Genomic DNA, 14,169 nt, shown 5'->3' with positions numbered 1-14,169 from the left:
CGGTCATTAAGACAATGAAAAAACCGACTGTCACGCCTGAACGCCGAAAATTTCTCAAAGATGCAACCCGTACTGCGGGGGGGCTAGTGGGTCTTGGACTCTTATTAGGTTTACAACAAAAACAAAGCTTAGCCCGTGAGGGGGTGGCATTACGCCCACCATTTGCCATTGAGGATGATGAAAAGTTTGCTGCTGCCTGCATTCGTTGCGGTCAGTGTGTCCAAGCTTGTCCATACGATATGTTGCATTTGGCCTCCTTGCTTTCGCCAATGGAAGCCGGTACGCCGTACTTCATTGCGCGAGATAAGCCTTGTGAAATGTGTCCGGATATTCCTTGTGCGCATGCCTGTCCGAGTGGTGCTTTAGATCGTGATGCACAGGATATTAACCAATCCCGTATGGGACTTGCAGTCTTGTTGGATCATGAAACTTGCCTGAATTGGCAAGGGTTACGTTGCGATGTTTGCTATCGGGTTTGTCCGTTAATCGACAAAGCCATTACGTTAGAAAGTCATCGTAATGAGCGTACCGGAAAACACGCCATGTTTATTCCGACCGTACATTCAGATGCTTGTACCGGTTGTGGTAAATGTGAAGAGGCTTGCGTATTGGAAGAAGCCGCGATCAAAGTGCTTCCAATGTCCTTAGCGAAAGGTATGCTAGGCAAACATTACCGATTAGGTTGGGAAGAAAAATCCAAAGCTGGGCATTCACTTGCGCCAAATGATTTGATTTCCATGCCGACCCGATTACCGGACGGCGTCGCTCCACCGGCGGGAGCCATTCCTGCAGCAGGTGTAGAAGAGATTCCGGAACCTATTTTGGCACCGGTATTAGGAGGTAAGTAATGGCTAATGCACCAAAATTTGCCGGACGAGAAGCCAGAGAAAAGCTAGGGTGGTGGCACGCCAATCGTTTCTTATTTTGGCGACGTCTAACCCAATTAAGCATTTTGTTGATGTTTTTAAGTGGACCTTACTTCGGCGTTTGGATTTTAAAAGGCAATTATAGTGGAAGCTTGTTATTTGATGTAATTCCATTAAGCGATCCGTTGATTACCTTAGAAAGTCTTGCCAGCGGTCACTTACCGGGAATTCTCACACTCAGTGGCGCATTAATTATTTTTATCACCTATGCGTTATTGGGCAGCAAAGTATTCTGCGGTTGGGTTTGTCCGCTAAATGTCGTCACCGATTGTGCGGCTTGGATTCGCCGTAAGTTAGGCATTCGCCAAACGGCAAAAATTCCACGCAGTTTACGCTACGCCATCTTAGTGATGATTTTAGCCGGTAGTGCCGTCAGTGGCTTATTATTATGGGAATGGGTCAACCCCGTTGCCGCCTTAGGAAGAGCCTTAATTTATGGCTTTGGCGCAACAGTGTGGTTAATCCTCGTTGTCTTCTTCTTTGATTTGTTCATTGTTGAACACGGATGGTGTGGACACCTCTGCCCAATAGGGGCAACTTATGGTGTTATCGGTGCAAAAAGCTTGCTTCGGGTCAAAGTCATTGACCGCGCAAGATGTGATAATTGCATGGACTGCTACAACGTTTGCCCGGAACCGCAAGTGTTACGCTCACCATTACACGGAAAAAATAGCGAAAGCCTCCTTGTGCTTTCACAAGATTGTATCAGTTGCGGACGTTGTATTGACGTTTGTCCTGAAAAAGTATTTACCTTTAGCCATAGGTTTAATAACGACATTCCTGTCGTCACATTAAACCAATAAAAATAAAAAAATTTCCATCATTCGGGGGAGTGATTAAAAATGACTAGAAAAAACCTCTTTACTTTTGGTAGTGCTGTATTGACGGCATTGTTTGCAACATCCGTCATGGCAGACCAAGCCAACACAGGTGCTGGCGACTTTTTCAATAATTCACCGGAGAGTGTCAAACCGGCATTCCACGATGCACCAAAACAAAGCGAATTGCCGGCATTAAACTATGTCAACCAACCACCGATGGTACCGCATAGTGTAAAAAACTACCAAATCACAAAAAATGTTAACCAATGTTTAAACTGCCACAGCGTTGAAGCGTCTCGCGTTACCGGTGCAACACGCATCAGCCCAACGCACTTCGCCGATCGCGAGGGTAACATTGGCGCTAGCGCATCTCCACGTCGTTATTTCTGTTTGCAATGTCACGTATCTCAATCGGATGTTGAGCCAATCGTGCCAAACGAATTCAAACCAATGAAAGGTTACGGACAATAAGAGGTGACTATGTCAGACAAAAAAAGCAACATCCTCAAGAGATTCTGGCACTGGTTTAGATCGCCTAGCCGTATCGCAGTAGGAACTATCATTGTATTGTCATTTATCGGCGGTATTCTATCTTGGGTAGGATTCAACTATGGTTTAGCACAAACAAACACGGAAGAATTCTGCGCAAGTTGCCACACCAATGATGCCTATCCGGAATATTTGCACAGTGTACACTATCAAACCCGTACCGGTGTGGGCGCAAGCTGTCCGGACTGCCACGTTCCGCATGAATTTGGTCCGAAAATGTGGCGAAAAGTGGTGGCAGCAAAAGAAGTGTATGCCCATTACATGGGCTTAACCGATACCCTTGAGAAATTTAATGCCCGTCGTCCGCACATGGCAGAAAATGAATGGGCACGGATGAAAGGCAACGATTCACAAGAATGTCGCAACTGCCACAAAATGGATCGTATGGACTTCTCCCAACAAAAAACCGTGGCACAAAAAATGCATAAATTTGCTCAAGAAAATGGCAAAACCTGTATTGATTGCCATAAAGGTATCGCACATAACTTACCGGATATGAGCAAAGTGGCACCGGGCTGGTTACAAGGCGCAGAGGCCAAACCGGAAGCGTCAAAAGACAAAAAATAAATCGGTTAACTGAAAACATTACGTTTTCTTACCGCACTTTAAAAACAAATAGGCACCTTGAAGGTGCCTATTTTGATCCCACGTAAATTAATTTACCTCATCGCATGCAACCTGTTACACGAAATCGTAAATACCCGAAAGAATTAAATAACGTTCCATGCGTGATTCGGTCGTGCATCGTAGCGTGCAACTTGTTGCACGAAATCGGAAATGCCGGAAAAGGGTTAAATAACGTTCCTTGTGTGGTTCGGTCGTGCAACAAGTTGCACGCTACATTCGAAATGAATAACGCACAATACGTTGATTGGAAAAATATTTCCAAAGAACACTGTGCTTTCTTTGTCTATCGTATGTCTCTTTGGAGAGAGTGGTGGGTTGAGATTGCCTTAATAGCACAAGCCGCTATTCCACAGACAAAAAAAGCAAGGTCATTAACCTTGCTTTAGTAATTTGGTGGAGATAATCGGGATCGAACCGACGACCTCTTGAATGCCATTCAAGCGCTCTCCCAACTGAGCTATATCCCCATAAGTGGCGGTTATGATAAATTCCGCTACTTAGTCTGTCAATATTAAATTTTTAATTCATTGCCATCAGATTAAATCTTAAGCATTTTGCCCGTGAATAAAATCAATCGCACGTTGAATTCGGCTTAATACGCGCTCACGTCCGATTCCGACTAAGGTCACATCCATAGACGGCGATTGTCCTGCACCGGTCACAGCGACGCGCAGAGGCATTCCCACTTTACCCATACCAACCTCTAATTCGGCAGCGGTTTGTTCAATGGCTTCGTGCGTAGAATGCAAATCCCAAGTAGAAAGTGCGGTCAGTTTTTCTTTTACTTTTTCAAGGGCTTCAACTGCGCCCGCTTTGAAATGTTTTTTCACTGCGGCTTCATCGAAAGTTTCAAACTCTTCAAAGAAATAACGGCTGGCAAGCGCCATTTCACGTAACGTTTTACAACGATCCGCAAGCATAGCGATGATTTCCGTTAATGCCGGCCCGTTGGACGTGTCAATGCCTAAATCCTGATATTGCCATGCTAAATGTTTCGCGACGTAGTCCGCTGGCAATTCACGAATGTAATGATGGTTTAACCACAATAATTTTTCGGTGTTAAAGGCACTAGCAGATTTACTCACAGAGTGTAAATCAAATAAATCAATCATTTCTTGGCGGGTGAAAATTTCCTGATCACCGTGGCCCCAGCCCAAACGCACTAAATAGTTAATCAGCGCTTCCGGCAAATAGCCTTCATCACGATATTGCATCACGCTCACTGCGCCGTGACGTTTAGACAGTTTTTGACCATCGTCCCCGTTAATCATGGAAACGTGCGCATACACCGGAATCGGTGCTCCTAGAGCTTTTAAAATATTAATTTGACGCGGGGTGTTATTAATATGGTCTTCACCACGCACAACGTGGGTGATGCCCATATCCCAGTCATCCACCACCACGCAGAAGTTATAGGTCGGTGAACCGTCGGTACGGCGGATAATTAAGTCATCCAATTCGCTGTTGCTGATTTCAATGCGTCCACGCACCGCATCATCAAATACCACAGACCCCTCAGTTGGATTTTTAAAACGCACTACATGCGGTTCATCGGCAGAATGTTCGGAGTGTTCATGCAAGCAATGGCGGTCATAACGTGGTTTTTCTTTATTTTGTTCTTGTGTATGACGTAATGTTTCCAAACGTTCTTTCGTACAGTAACAACGGTATGCCAAACCCTGTTCAATCATTTGATCGATAACTTGGTTATAACGGTCAAAGCGCTTAGTTTGATAGTATGGACCGTGCTCCCAAGCCAAATCTAACCATTCCATTGCTTCTAAAATCGCCTGTGTAGCTTCCGGTGTGGAACGCTCTAAATCGGTATCTTCAATACGTAACACAAATTCACCGTGATTGTGTTTGGCGTATAACCAGGAATAAAGTGCGGTACGCGCGCCGCCAACGTGTAAATAACCGGTTGGGCTTGGCGCAAAACGGGTGCGCACTTTCACGTTGGGATCCAAATCAAATAATGCTTCTAATTTCATGTTATAACCTTTTTTATGTGCAAATAATTGTGCGGTATTGTACTACGAGTTGTTTGGATTCTTAAGGAAAAATCACGAATTATGCCTATTTTTGAAACAACTGACGGATTTTTGGTAAAAATCTGTTGACTGAAATCATTGAGCAATTATAATGCACGCTCACAACATTGAGGGCGATTAGCTCAGTTGGGAGAGCACCTCCCTTACAAGGAGGGGGTCACTGGTTCGAGACCGGTATCGCCCACCACTTTTTAGGTTTTCAATGTTGTCAATGTAATGACGTGGGCGATTAGCTCAGTTGGGAGAGCACCTCCCTTACAAGGAGGGGGTCACTGGTTCGAGACCGGTATCGCCCACCACTTCTTACATACTTCCCTATTTTAAGATTCTAACGTGGGCGATTAGCTCAGTTGGGAGAGCACCTCCCTTACAAGGAGGGGGTCACTGGTTCGAGACCGGTATCGCCCACCACTTAAAATCTTAAAATACCGATTCGTCGGGCGATTAGCTCAGTTGGGAGAGCACCTCCCTTACAAGGAGGGGGTCACTGGTTCGAGACCGGTATCGCCCACCACTTCATTTCTTATTTTATATACCTTACTTTGCTTAATACATTCTTCTTTCACGGTAAAAAGTGATAGGATGATGCTTTCACATGGATTCACAAATTCACGCTAAAAACGAAGATTTATTAAAATAACAATCAATCACACCAAAAGTGCGGTCAAAAAAAGCCAATTTTTTGTTGATCGCCTTTTTTGTTTCTGTGCTATATTTTTTAACCAATTTCACCAATTACAAATCAGAGGATTCTATGGCACTTTGGGGTGGACGCTTTACGCAGGCGGCGGACAAGCGTTTTAAAAATTTTAACGATTCATTACGCTTTGACTATCGTCTTGCCGAGCAAGATATTGAGGGCTCCATCGGCTGGTCGAAGGCTTTGGTTTCCGTCAATATTTTAACCGTACAAGAACAGCAACAATTAGAACAGGCACTGAACGAATTATTAATTGAAGTGCGGTCAAATCCGCAAGCGATTTTGCAAGATGATGCGGAAGACATTCACAGTTGGGTGGAAAGTAAACTGATCGACAAAGTAGGCAATTTAGGCAAAAAACTGCACACCGGTCGCAGTCGTAACGACCAAGTGGCGCTCGACATCAAAATGTGGTGTAAAGAACGGGTGGCCGAATTGCAACATTCCCTTCGCGAGTTACAACGCAAATTGGTGCTTACCGCAGAAAATAACCAAGATGCCGTGATGCCGGGCTACACGCACCTGCAACGCGCCCAACCGATTACCTTTGCACATTGGTGCATGGCCTATGTTGAAATGTTGGATCGCGATTATTCCCGTTTAGCCGATGCTTACCGCCGCATGAACAGCTGCCCGCTAGGCAGTGGCGCCCTTGCCGGTACGGCGTATCCTATCGATCGCGAACAGCTCGCCAAAGATCTCGATTTCGCCTTTGCTACCCGTAACAGTTTGGACAGCGTATCTGACCGCGATCATATTGTTGAACTACTTTCAGCCGCCTCGCTGAGCATGGTGCATTTATCCCGTTTTGCCGAAGATATGATTATTTTCAACAGTGGCGAATCTAACTTTGTGGAACTCTCCGATCGCGTGACATCGGGCTCCTCCCTCATGCCACAGAAGAAAAACCCTGATGCTTGCGAATTGATTCGCGGCAAAGCAGGACGTGTCATCGGTGCATTAAATGGCATGTTAATGACCTTAAAAGGCTTACCATTAGCCTATAACAAAGACATGCAGGAAGACAAAGAAGGCATTTTCGATGCATTGGACACTTGGCAAGATTGTTTAGACATGGCGTCATTGGTGTTAGACGACATCAAAGTGAACGTGGAACGCACCCGTGAATCTGCCCTGAAAGGCTATTCGAACGCCACCGAACTGGCCGATTATTTGGTTGCCAAAGGCGTACCGTTCCGTGATTCCCATCACATTGTGGGCGAAACCGTGGTCTATGCCATCAAGCAACACAAAGCTTTAGAAGACCTGACGATTCCTGAATTTCGTCAATTTTGTGAAAAAGTGTCAGACGATGTGTACGACATTCTTTCTTTACAATCTTGCTTAGATAAACGCGCCGCCAAGGGTGGAGTATCACCGTTGCGTATCGCAGAAGCCATTGCCGAGGCTAAAGCAAGATTGGCATAAAGCTATTCACTTTCAAAAGTGCGGTGTTTTTTCGCAAAATTTATGGCTCATGAGATCGCCTAGGTCAATAGCCTAAGATTAGCGTATAATGACCGCACTTTTTTATTCTTACAAGGATTCCGTATGTTGCCACTATCTCAAGCACTTGAACAAATGTTAAATCAACTTCCTTCTCCGACTGACACGGAAACGTTGCCGATACATCAAGCCAGTCAACGAATTTGTGCTGAAAATGTCATTTCGCCGATTAATGTGCCTTCGTTTGATAACTCTGCGATGGACGGTTACGCAGTACGGTTGGCGGATTTACAACAATCCATGACGCTATCCGTTGCCGGAAAATCCTTTGCCGGTGCGCCTTTTGAAGGAGAATGGACGGCACAAAGTGCGGTCAGAATCATGACCGGTGCGATGATTCCGCAAGGCGCTGACGCGGTGGTAATGCAAGAAGAGGTTCAAGTGAACGATGACGGCACGGTAACGTTTACCAGTCTGCCTAAATTGGGTCAAAACATTCGCCGTATTGGGGAAGATGTGAAACTGGGCGATGTGGTGTTAAAACAAGGGGCATTACTCAATTCCGTTTCCTTACCCTTACTCGCCTCTCTCGGCATCGAAAACGTGGCTGTGTTTCCACGTTTAAAAGTAGCGGTGCTTTCTACCGGTGATGAACTGGTGCCAGTCGGCCAAGCGTTACAAGCCGGTCAAATTTATGACACAAACCGCTTTACCGTAAAACTGTTGTTAGAAAAACTCAATTGTGAGGTGTTGGATTTCGGCATTTTACCGGACAACGAGGCGCAATTTGAAAAAGCCTTTTTAGACGCCCAACAACAAGCGGATTTGGTCATCACCAGTGGCGGTGTGTCTGTGGGCGAAGCGGATTTCACCAAACATATTTTAGAAAAAGTCGGCAAAATCAACTTCTGGAAAATCGCCATTAAACCGGGCAAACCGTTTGCCTTCGGAAAATTAGAAAAAGCGTGGTTCTGTGGTTTGCCGGGCAACCCGGTGTCAGCATTAGTCACCTTCTATCAACTAGTGCAACCGGCAATTGCCAAGTTGAGCGGTTATAGCCAATGGAAAGCGCCGATGCGTTTACCGGCGATTGCAGCAACTAATCTAAAAAAAGCACCGGGACGCTTGGATTTCCAACGAGGTTTCTATCAACTCAATGCACAAGGTCAAATTGAAGTACAACCGGTAGGCTTCCAAGGCTCGCATTTGTTTAGTTCCTTTGTGAAAAGCAACTGTTTTATCGTGCTGGAACAAGAGCGTGGCAACGTTGCCACGGGCGAAACCGTCACCATCGAGCCTTTCAACGATTTATTACGCTAATATATTGAGTTTGTTATGGAATTAACTCATCAAGAAGAATTGCGCTACAACCGCCAAATCGTGTTGAAAGACATTGATTTTGACGGACAAGAAACGTTAAAAAGTAGCAAAATGCTAATTGTCGGTCTTGGCGGATTAGGTTGTGCCGCCGGGCAATATTTAGCCGTTGCCGGTGTGGGACATTTAACCTTACTGGATTTCGACACCGTGGATTTATCTAATTTACAGCGCCAAGTCTTACATGATGACAGTCGCCTTGGGATGCCGAAAGTGGAATCGGCGAAACTTTCCTTGCAACGTCTGAACCCGCACATTCAGGTGGACACTATCCATCAATTATTGGATGAACAGCAACTTCACGACTTGGTTGGAAAATTTGATGTGGTATTGGATTGCACTGACAACATCACGACACGCAATCAATTAGATTTAGCTTGTGCCGCCCATAAAATCCCACTCATTTCCGGTGCGGCAATTCGTATGGAAGGACAGGTTTCCGTTTTCACTTATGAAGACAACACGCCAACCTATCACACCCTCAGCCGCTTATTCGGTGACAACGCGTTAAGCTGTGTAGAAGCCGGTGTGTTGGCACCGATTGTCGGTTTGGTTGGTTCTATTCAAGCCTTAGAAGCCATCAAAGTGCGGTTAAAAATCGGCACGAATTTGTGTGGCAGGTTATTGTTGATTGATGGAATGACCATGTCGGTAAGAGAAGTTAAATTACCGAATAGCAATATACGGTAACGTTATCAATGAGTTCGTGCATTTTGAGGCACGAACAATTTCCTCTCCGCGTAGGATTCTAAATTCAACGTAGCGTGCATCTCGATGCACGACCGAATCACGTACGACGCCTTATTTATTTCGTGTAACGAGTTGCACGCGACAGACTACACCACGTATGGCGCATTATTCATTTCGTGCAACAAGTTGCACGCTACAGACTGCACCACGCACGACGCCTTATTTATTTCGTGTAACAAGTTGCACGCGACAGTCCCCGCTGGTCGTTATTCTAATTTGGCAATGGGTTGCACACGCTGGTGCAGATTAAAGTGCGGTCGTTTTTATTTCGTTTTTTAATGCTCGTGTGGTGTTACAGCACACTTAGCCTCATCATTTTGTAATGCCTTTACTGCTTGACGAACAACGTTAATGCCACTGCGTAATACGAGTAGGCTCAAAATACTGCTGGCGATAAGGTCAACCCATTGCCAGTTTAGTAACCATGCGCTTAATCCGGCGATAATTGCCGCCAGAGAGCCAAACAGGTCAGCTAATACGTGTAAATAGGCGGCTTTGATGTTTAAGTTTTCATGATCGCCTTTCATCATTAGCCAAGCTACGAAAATGTTTACCAAGAGTCCAGTGATGGCAACGCCTAGCATAGGCAACGCCAACATTGTCGTTGGGTATTGCCAACGTTCTGTCGCTTCCACCAAAATCCATACTGCCACCACAATCAGAGAAGTGCCATTTAACAGCGCGAACCTTTTTTGGTTTTGTGCATTTAAAAACAAAGCAATGAGGGCGAGGAGCAACGATAGGCTGTCATTTGCCATATGCCCGGCGTCAGCTATTAAGGCGAGGCTATTAAAATAATAGCCACCTAAAAACTCGATGATCATATAGCTACCGATAATTGCCAAACTGGTGCTTAAAATCTTTTTATTTGTTGGCGCATGGGAGTGTGAATACGTTCCATGTTTGTGCTGATGTGACATCGTTTTCCTCGCTTATTTAATTTGTTTATCTGATATACACAGCTTAAAGTCCGTAGGGACTACGGGGTCAAGTATTTTTTGTTAGAATGGTAAAAATTTTTGGGGAGGAAGAAATGAAAGTCAATGAGCTGAGTAAACGTACCGGGATTCACTTAGAAACCATTCGTTACTATGAAAAACAAGGTATCTTACCGGAACCAAAACGACAGGCTAACGGTTATCGATCGTATGACGAAGAAAGCATAACTCAGCTTATTTTTATTAAAAACTGCCGTACGCTAGGTTTTTCTTTAGAAGATATTAAACAACTCAATGCACTCAAATTTCACACTGCTAATCATTATGACGCTGACAAATTGGTGCTTAAGCAACTGGCGTTAGTAGAAGAAAAAATTTCTCAATTACAAGAGATTAAAGTATTTTTACAATCCATCGTGATTAAGGGTAAACATAGCGAGGATGAATGCAAGGCTATAGCCGGGCTTCAAGAAAAAATAAAGGAGACGGTTTAAGGTGTCTCCTAACAAAATGTGTTCACGATTTTATTTCGTGTAACGAGTTGCACGCGACAGTCCTGTTGTTCCTTTGACATATCAACCTTCTTGTTTGGTGTCGTGTAAAGTGCGGTCGTTTTTTAACGTGTTTTTAGTCGAATTTTATGCCCAACGCTATTAAATCCTGTTTCAGCTTTTGCGCGTCGGTAAATTGTAAGGCGTGTAAGCCGACGTTACGGGCACCTTCTACATTGCGTAGGCTGTCGTCAATGAAGATGGTGCGCTGAGGTGTGAGGTGATAGCGTTCAATAAGCAGGTTGAAAATACGCGGATCAGGTTTGGCTAGGCGTTCATAACCTGACACTAAAATGCCTTCAAATTGGGTTAAGAAAGGAAATTGTTCTTCGGCGAAATGGAAGGTTTCATTAGACCAGTTAGTCAGTGCCAGTAAGCGAATGCCACTACGATTGAGTGCTTCCAACAGTACGACGGTGTCGTCGATAGCGCCATTTAGGGTTTCCGACCAGCGTTCATGATAGGCTCGAATTTCGGCTTCATAGTGTGGATGTTGTTTGATGGCCTCGGCAATGCCTTCTGTCCAAGGTCGCCCTGCATCTTGTCGTTCGTTCCATTCGCTATTACATACCTCCGTTAAAAATCGTTCCATTTCCACTTCGTCGTTGAAAATTTTGCGGTATAAATGACGTGGGTTCCAATCTATCAGCACACCGCTTAAGTCAAAGACGATAGTGTCGATATGTTGTGTATCGTTCATGTTTGTCTCCTTTTGAGCACTTAGACTTTATAGCCTAATATAGAACAAGGCACGCGTTGGGAAACGCGCGCCATCAATATTGCAAAAATGTGGTTGTTTTTTTACAACGTTTCTAATTAAACAACATGAACGCCCAAGTTATCGCGACAATAATCAGTGCAACAAACACGGCGGCAGAGCCTTGATCTTTGGCACGACCGGAAAGTTCGTGACGTTCTGTGCCAATGCGATCCACTACGGCTTCGATAGCGCTATTGAGCAGTTCTACCACTAAGACTAACAATACGCTGCCAATCATCAGGGCTTTTTCAACTGCATCATCACCAAGCCATAGGGCAAGTGGAATCATGAAAAGGCAGCAAAAAAGCTCGTGGCGAAAAGCCGTTTCATATTTGACCGCACTTTTTAAGCCTTGCATGGAATATTGAGTGGATTTGATTAAGTGGGTTAGCCCCGTCGTTTTGTCCATTAGGTTTTCCTTTGTTTCTTTATTGTTATTAGAGGCGTTTGGCTTCAATGACATCATCCAGTTTTTCTAAACGGGATAGAATCTTACTCAACATTTCTACGTTGTTGAGTTCAATTTGCATGTCAATGTTTGCCACTTGGCGCTTCGTATCCGTACGGGAAGACACGCCGAGTACGCTGATTTTGTCGTTTGCCAGCACGGTGGTGATGTCGCGCAATAAGCCGTTGCGATCTGACGCCACAATACGAATGTTGAGATGGAAGCCATTGGAATAATTGTCGCCCCAACGGGATTCCACCACACGTTCCGGGTGAACGCTTTGTAGCTCAAGGAATTGTTCGCAATCACAACGGTGAATGGAAATACCACGCCCCATGGTGATGTAGCCCACAATGCTGTCGCCCGGAATCGGTTGGCAGCAGCGGGCAATATGGTGCATCAAGTTGCCGACGCCTTCGACGATAACGCAGTCTTTGCGTTCGGTTTTTTGTTGGGCGTTGGCCGCACTTTTGGTGCTGACGTGACGCAAGATTTCTTCATCCACTTCCTGCGCGGAGATTTTGATGAATTTGTTTTGCAGGAAGTTGATTAACGGCCCGATACGAATATCACCGCCGCCAATGCCCGCGTATAAATCATCAAGATTTTTTAGGTTGTAACGCGGCAAGGCTTGTTGTTCAACTTGTTTTAAGCTGATGCCCAAGCGGTTGATTTCACTTTCCAACAATTCTTTGCCGGCCGGAATATTTTTATCACGATCCTGTTTTTTGAACCACGCGTGTATTTTTGCACGGGCTTTTGCTGTGTGGGTAAAGCCGAGATTCGGGTTGAGCCAGTCACGACTCGGGTTCGGGTTTTTCTGCGTGATGATATCCACCTGATCACCCATTTGGAGCTGATAGGTGAACGGCACAATGCGTCCGCCCACTTTGGCGCCGATACAACGGTGGCCGATTTCACTGTGAATAGCGTAGGCAAAATCGAGTGGTGTTGAGCCTGTAGGCAAATCCACGACTTCGCCTTTCGGCGTAAAGACATACACGCGATCATCGAATACTTGGCTGCGTAATTCCGCCATCACTTCGCCGGAGTCGGCAATATCATCTTGCCACGCCAAGAGTTTGCGTAGCCATGCGATTTTTTCTTCGTAACCGGAACGGCCGGCGCTGGCGCCTTCTTTGTATTTCCAGTGTGCCGCAACACCAAGTTCGGCATCATCGTGCATTTGTTGGGTACGAATTTGCACTTCTATCGGTTTGCCGCCTTTACCCAACACCACGGTGTGAATAGATTGGTAGCCGTTTGGTTTTGGGTTGGCAACATAATCGTCGAATTCTTTTGGCAGATGTTTGAAATGGGTGTGCACAATGCCAAGTGCGGTGTAACAATCTTGTAATTTTTGCACGACGATGCGCACCGCGCGGACGTCATATAAGTCAATGAACTCTAAGTGCTTTTTCTGCATTTTTCGCCAAATACTGTAAATGTGTTTTGGGCGACCGTACACTTCCACTTGTGGGATGTTTTCTTGTAAATAACCGGAAAGTTCGGCGACAAAATCGGCAATATATTGTTCGCGGTCAAGACGACGTTCTTTTAATAATTTGGCGATGGCGCGATATTGTTCTGGGTGCAAATAACGGAAACAGTAATCTTCCAGTTCCCATTTGAGCTGTCCGATGCCTAAGCGGTTGGCAAGTGGGGCGTAAATATTGGCACATTCTTTCGCGGCGAGAACGCGTTCTTCTTCCGTGTAATTTTTTTCGGCATCACGCAAAAAGGCGATACGCTCCGCTAATTTGATAATCACACAACGGAAATCATCTACCATGGCGAGCAACATTCGGCGCACGTTATCCACCTGCAAGCTGCTGGCAGAATGGGTGATGTTGAGTTGGCGGATATTATCCATTTCGATAACACCGCGTACCAGTTTGCTGATATTAGCGCCGAAATCTTCTTCGATTTGGGCTAAATCCACCAGTTGATCGCGGACAATAGGGAAGAGCATGGCGGTGAACAAGCTATCGGCATCCATGTTTAAGCTGTTGAGGATTTCCACCATTTCCACGCCGAACGTCAGCAAATGGGCTTCTTCCTGCTGATGCTCGGCACGCAAGGTCATTTTCTGTTGCGAATAACGCCACGCCGTCATTAAATTGGCTTTGACATTTTCCGCTACATTCAAGTTAGCGCACCATTTTTCAATCTCAAAATCTTTAGGATTTAATAAATGAGATCCTCTCACAGCGACCATAATGAAT

At 45.2% G+C, this 14,169-nt stretch carries 13 protein-coding genes and 5 tRNA genes; 12 read left to right on the top strand and 6 right to left on the bottom strand.

Going from position 1 to position 14,169, the window contains the following annotated elements:
• Positions 1 to 14: 14 nt before the first annotated feature.
• The 4 genes from napG to J5X96_RS00170 are packed head-to-tail and all read left to right on the top strand — an operon-like array spanning position 15 to position 2,863.
• Entirely contained in the window at positions 15 to 848 is an 834-nt protein-coding gene (gene napG / locus J5X96_RS00185; protein WP_209363496.1) for a ferredoxin-type protein NapG, read from the top strand.
• The gene (napH, locus tag J5X96_RS00180; protein ID WP_021616333.1) at positions 848 to 1,729 is read left to right on the top strand and encodes a quinol dehydrogenase ferredoxin subunit NapH; all 882 of its coding nucleotides are present in this window, start codon (positions 848 to 850) and stop codon (positions 1,727 to 1,729) included. The genes napG and napH overlap by 1 nt, the downstream gene beginning before the upstream one ends.
• Positions 1,730 to 1,768: 39 nt before the next feature.
• Complete coding sequence (locus tag J5X96_RS00175) at positions 1,769 to 2,218, top strand: nitrate reductase cytochrome c-type subunit (RefSeq protein ID WP_209363494.1); 450 nt, start codon at positions 1,769 to 1,771, stop codon at positions 2,216 to 2,218.
• Between the two features lie 9 nt (positions 2,219 to 2,227).
• Positions 2,228 to 2,863 carry a NapC/NirT family cytochrome c gene (locus tag J5X96_RS00170; RefSeq protein ID WP_021616331.1) on the top strand — a complete coding sequence of 212 codons (636 nt, stop codon included), beginning with the start codon at positions 2,228 to 2,230 and terminating at the stop codon, positions 2,861 to 2,863.
• 451 nt (positions 2,864 to 3,314) lie between these two features.
• On the opposite strand, the gene J5X96_RS00165 is transcribed toward J5X96_RS00170, so the two are convergent.
• Positions 3,315 to 3,390, bottom strand: a tRNA-Ala gene (locus tag J5X96_RS00165).
• 78 nt (positions 3,391 to 3,468) lie between these two features.
• Positions 3,469 to 4,914 carry a glutamate--tRNA ligase gene (gene gltX, locus J5X96_RS00160; protein ID WP_209363492.1) on the bottom strand — a complete coding sequence of 482 codons (1,446 nt, stop codon included), beginning with the start codon at positions 4,912 to 4,914 and terminating at the stop codon, positions 3,469 to 3,471.
• Positions 4,915 to 5,085: 171 nt separating this feature from the next.
• Here gltX and J5X96_RS00155 point away from each other — a divergent pair.
• From J5X96_RS00155 to moeB, 7 genes are all read left to right on the top strand, one after another.
• Positions 5,086 to 5,161 (top strand) — tRNA-Val (locus tag J5X96_RS00155).
• 36 nt (positions 5,162 to 5,197) lie between these two features.
• Positions 5,198 to 5,273, top strand: a tRNA-Val gene (locus J5X96_RS00150).
• 36 nt (positions 5,274 to 5,309) lie between these two features.
• Positions 5,310 to 5,385: transfer RNA gene (locus tag J5X96_RS00145), tRNA-Val, on the top strand.
• Positions 5,386 to 5,412: 27 nt separating this feature from the next.
• Positions 5,413 to 5,488 (top strand) — tRNA-Val (locus tag J5X96_RS00140).
• A 240-nt stretch (positions 5,489 to 5,728) separates the two neighbouring features.
• Entirely contained in the window at positions 5,729 to 7,102 is a 1,374-nt protein-coding gene (gene argH / locus J5X96_RS00135; protein WP_209364706.1) for an argininosuccinate lyase, read from the top strand.
• Between the two features lie 123 nt (positions 7,103 to 7,225).
• Positions 7,226 to 8,440: a molybdopterin molybdotransferase MoeA gene (gene moeA, locus J5X96_RS00130; RefSeq protein WP_209363490.1), complete on the top strand. Its 1,215-nt coding sequence runs from the start codon at positions 7,226 to 7,228 to the stop codon at positions 8,438 to 8,440.
• A gap of 15 nt (positions 8,441 to 8,455) precedes the next feature.
• Positions 8,456 to 9,187: a molybdopterin-synthase adenylyltransferase MoeB gene (gene moeB / locus J5X96_RS00125; RefSeq protein WP_209363488.1), complete on the top strand. Its 732-nt coding sequence runs from the start codon at positions 8,456 to 8,458 to the stop codon at positions 9,185 to 9,187.
• A gap of 335 nt (positions 9,188 to 9,522) precedes the next feature.
• On the opposite strand, the gene J5X96_RS00120 is transcribed toward moeB, so the two are convergent.
• Positions 9,523 to 10,167, bottom strand: coding sequence for a cation diffusion facilitator family transporter (locus J5X96_RS00120; RefSeq protein ID WP_209363486.1), 645 nt, complete (start codon positions 10,165 to 10,167; stop codon positions 9,523 to 9,525).
• 113 nt (positions 10,168 to 10,280) lie between these two features.
• On the opposite strand from J5X96_RS00120, the gene J5X96_RS00115 reads away from it, so the two are divergent.
• Positions 10,281 to 10,679: a MerR family transcriptional regulator gene (locus J5X96_RS00115; RefSeq protein ID WP_209363484.1), complete on the top strand. Its 399-nt coding sequence runs from the start codon at positions 10,281 to 10,283 to the stop codon at positions 10,677 to 10,679.
• A gap of 133 nt (positions 10,680 to 10,812) precedes the next feature.
• On the opposite strand, the gene J5X96_RS00110 is transcribed toward J5X96_RS00115, so the two are convergent.
• From J5X96_RS00110 to relA, 3 genes are all read right to left on the bottom strand, one after another.
• Positions 10,813 to 11,436, bottom strand: coding sequence for an HAD family phosphatase (locus tag J5X96_RS00110; RefSeq protein WP_209363482.1), 624 nt, complete (start codon positions 11,434 to 11,436; stop codon positions 10,813 to 10,815).
• A gap of 112 nt (positions 11,437 to 11,548) precedes the next feature.
• Positions 11,549 to 11,905, bottom strand: a complete 357-nt coding sequence (locus J5X96_RS00105) for a diacylglycerol kinase (protein ID WP_209363480.1) — start codon at positions 11,903 to 11,905, stop codon at positions 11,549 to 11,551.
• Positions 11,906 to 11,933: 28 nt separating this feature from the next.
• A complete protein-coding gene (gene relA, locus J5X96_RS00100) occupies positions 11,934 to 14,162 on the bottom strand; it encodes a GTP diphosphokinase (RefSeq protein WP_209363478.1) in 2,229 nt (742 codons plus the stop codon).
• Positions 14,163 to 14,169: the final 7 nt, after the last annotated feature.

Source organism: Aggregatibacter sp. 2125159857, from assembly GCF_017798005.1.
GTDB lineage: Bacteria > Pseudomonadota > Gammaproteobacteria > Enterobacterales > Pasteurellaceae > Aggregatibacter.
This window is presented reverse-complemented; position numbering and strand designations above follow the sequence as displayed.

Coding starts and splice junctions, on each gene's coding strand:
- napG (WP_209363496.1), top strand. CDS start 15: ATGAAAAAACCGACTGTCACGCCTGAACGCCGAAAATTTCTCAAAGAT.
- napH (WP_021616333.1), top strand. CDS start 848: ATGGCTAATGCACCAAAATTTGCCGGACGAGAAGCCAGAGAAAAGCTA.
- J5X96_RS00175 (WP_209363494.1), top strand. CDS start 1,769: ATGACTAGAAAAAACCTCTTTACTTTTGGTAGTGCTGTATTGACGGCA.
- J5X96_RS00170 (WP_021616331.1), top strand. CDS start 2,228: ATGTCAGACAAAAAAAGCAACATCCTCAAGAGATTCTGGCACTGGTTT.
- gltX (WP_209363492.1), bottom strand. CDS start 4,914: ATGAAATTAGAAGCATTATTTGATTTGGATCCCAACGTGAAAGTGCGC.
- argH (WP_209364706.1), top strand. CDS start 5,729: ATGGCACTTTGGGGTGGACGCTTTACGCAGGCGGCGGACAAGCGTTTT.
- moeA (WP_209363490.1), top strand. CDS start 7,226: ATGTTGCCACTATCTCAAGCACTTGAACAAATGTTAAATCAACTTCCT.
- moeB (WP_209363488.1), top strand. CDS start 8,456: ATGGAATTAACTCATCAAGAAGAATTGCGCTACAACCGCCAAATCGTG.
- J5X96_RS00120 (WP_209363486.1), bottom strand. CDS start 10,167: ATGTCACATCAGCACAAACATGGAACGTATTCACACTCCCATGCGCCA.
- J5X96_RS00115 (WP_209363484.1), top strand. CDS start 10,281: ATGAAAGTCAATGAGCTGAGTAAACGTACCGGGATTCACTTAGAAACC.
- J5X96_RS00110 (WP_209363482.1), bottom strand. CDS start 11,436: ATGAACGATACACAACATATCGACACTATCGTCTTTGACTTAAGCGGT.
- J5X96_RS00105 (WP_209363480.1), bottom strand. CDS start 11,905: ATGGACAAAACGACGGGGCTAACCCACTTAATCAAATCCACTCAATAT.
- relA (WP_209363478.1), bottom strand. CDS start 14,162: ATGGTCGCTGTGAGAGGATCTCATTTATTAAATCCTAAAGATTTTGAG.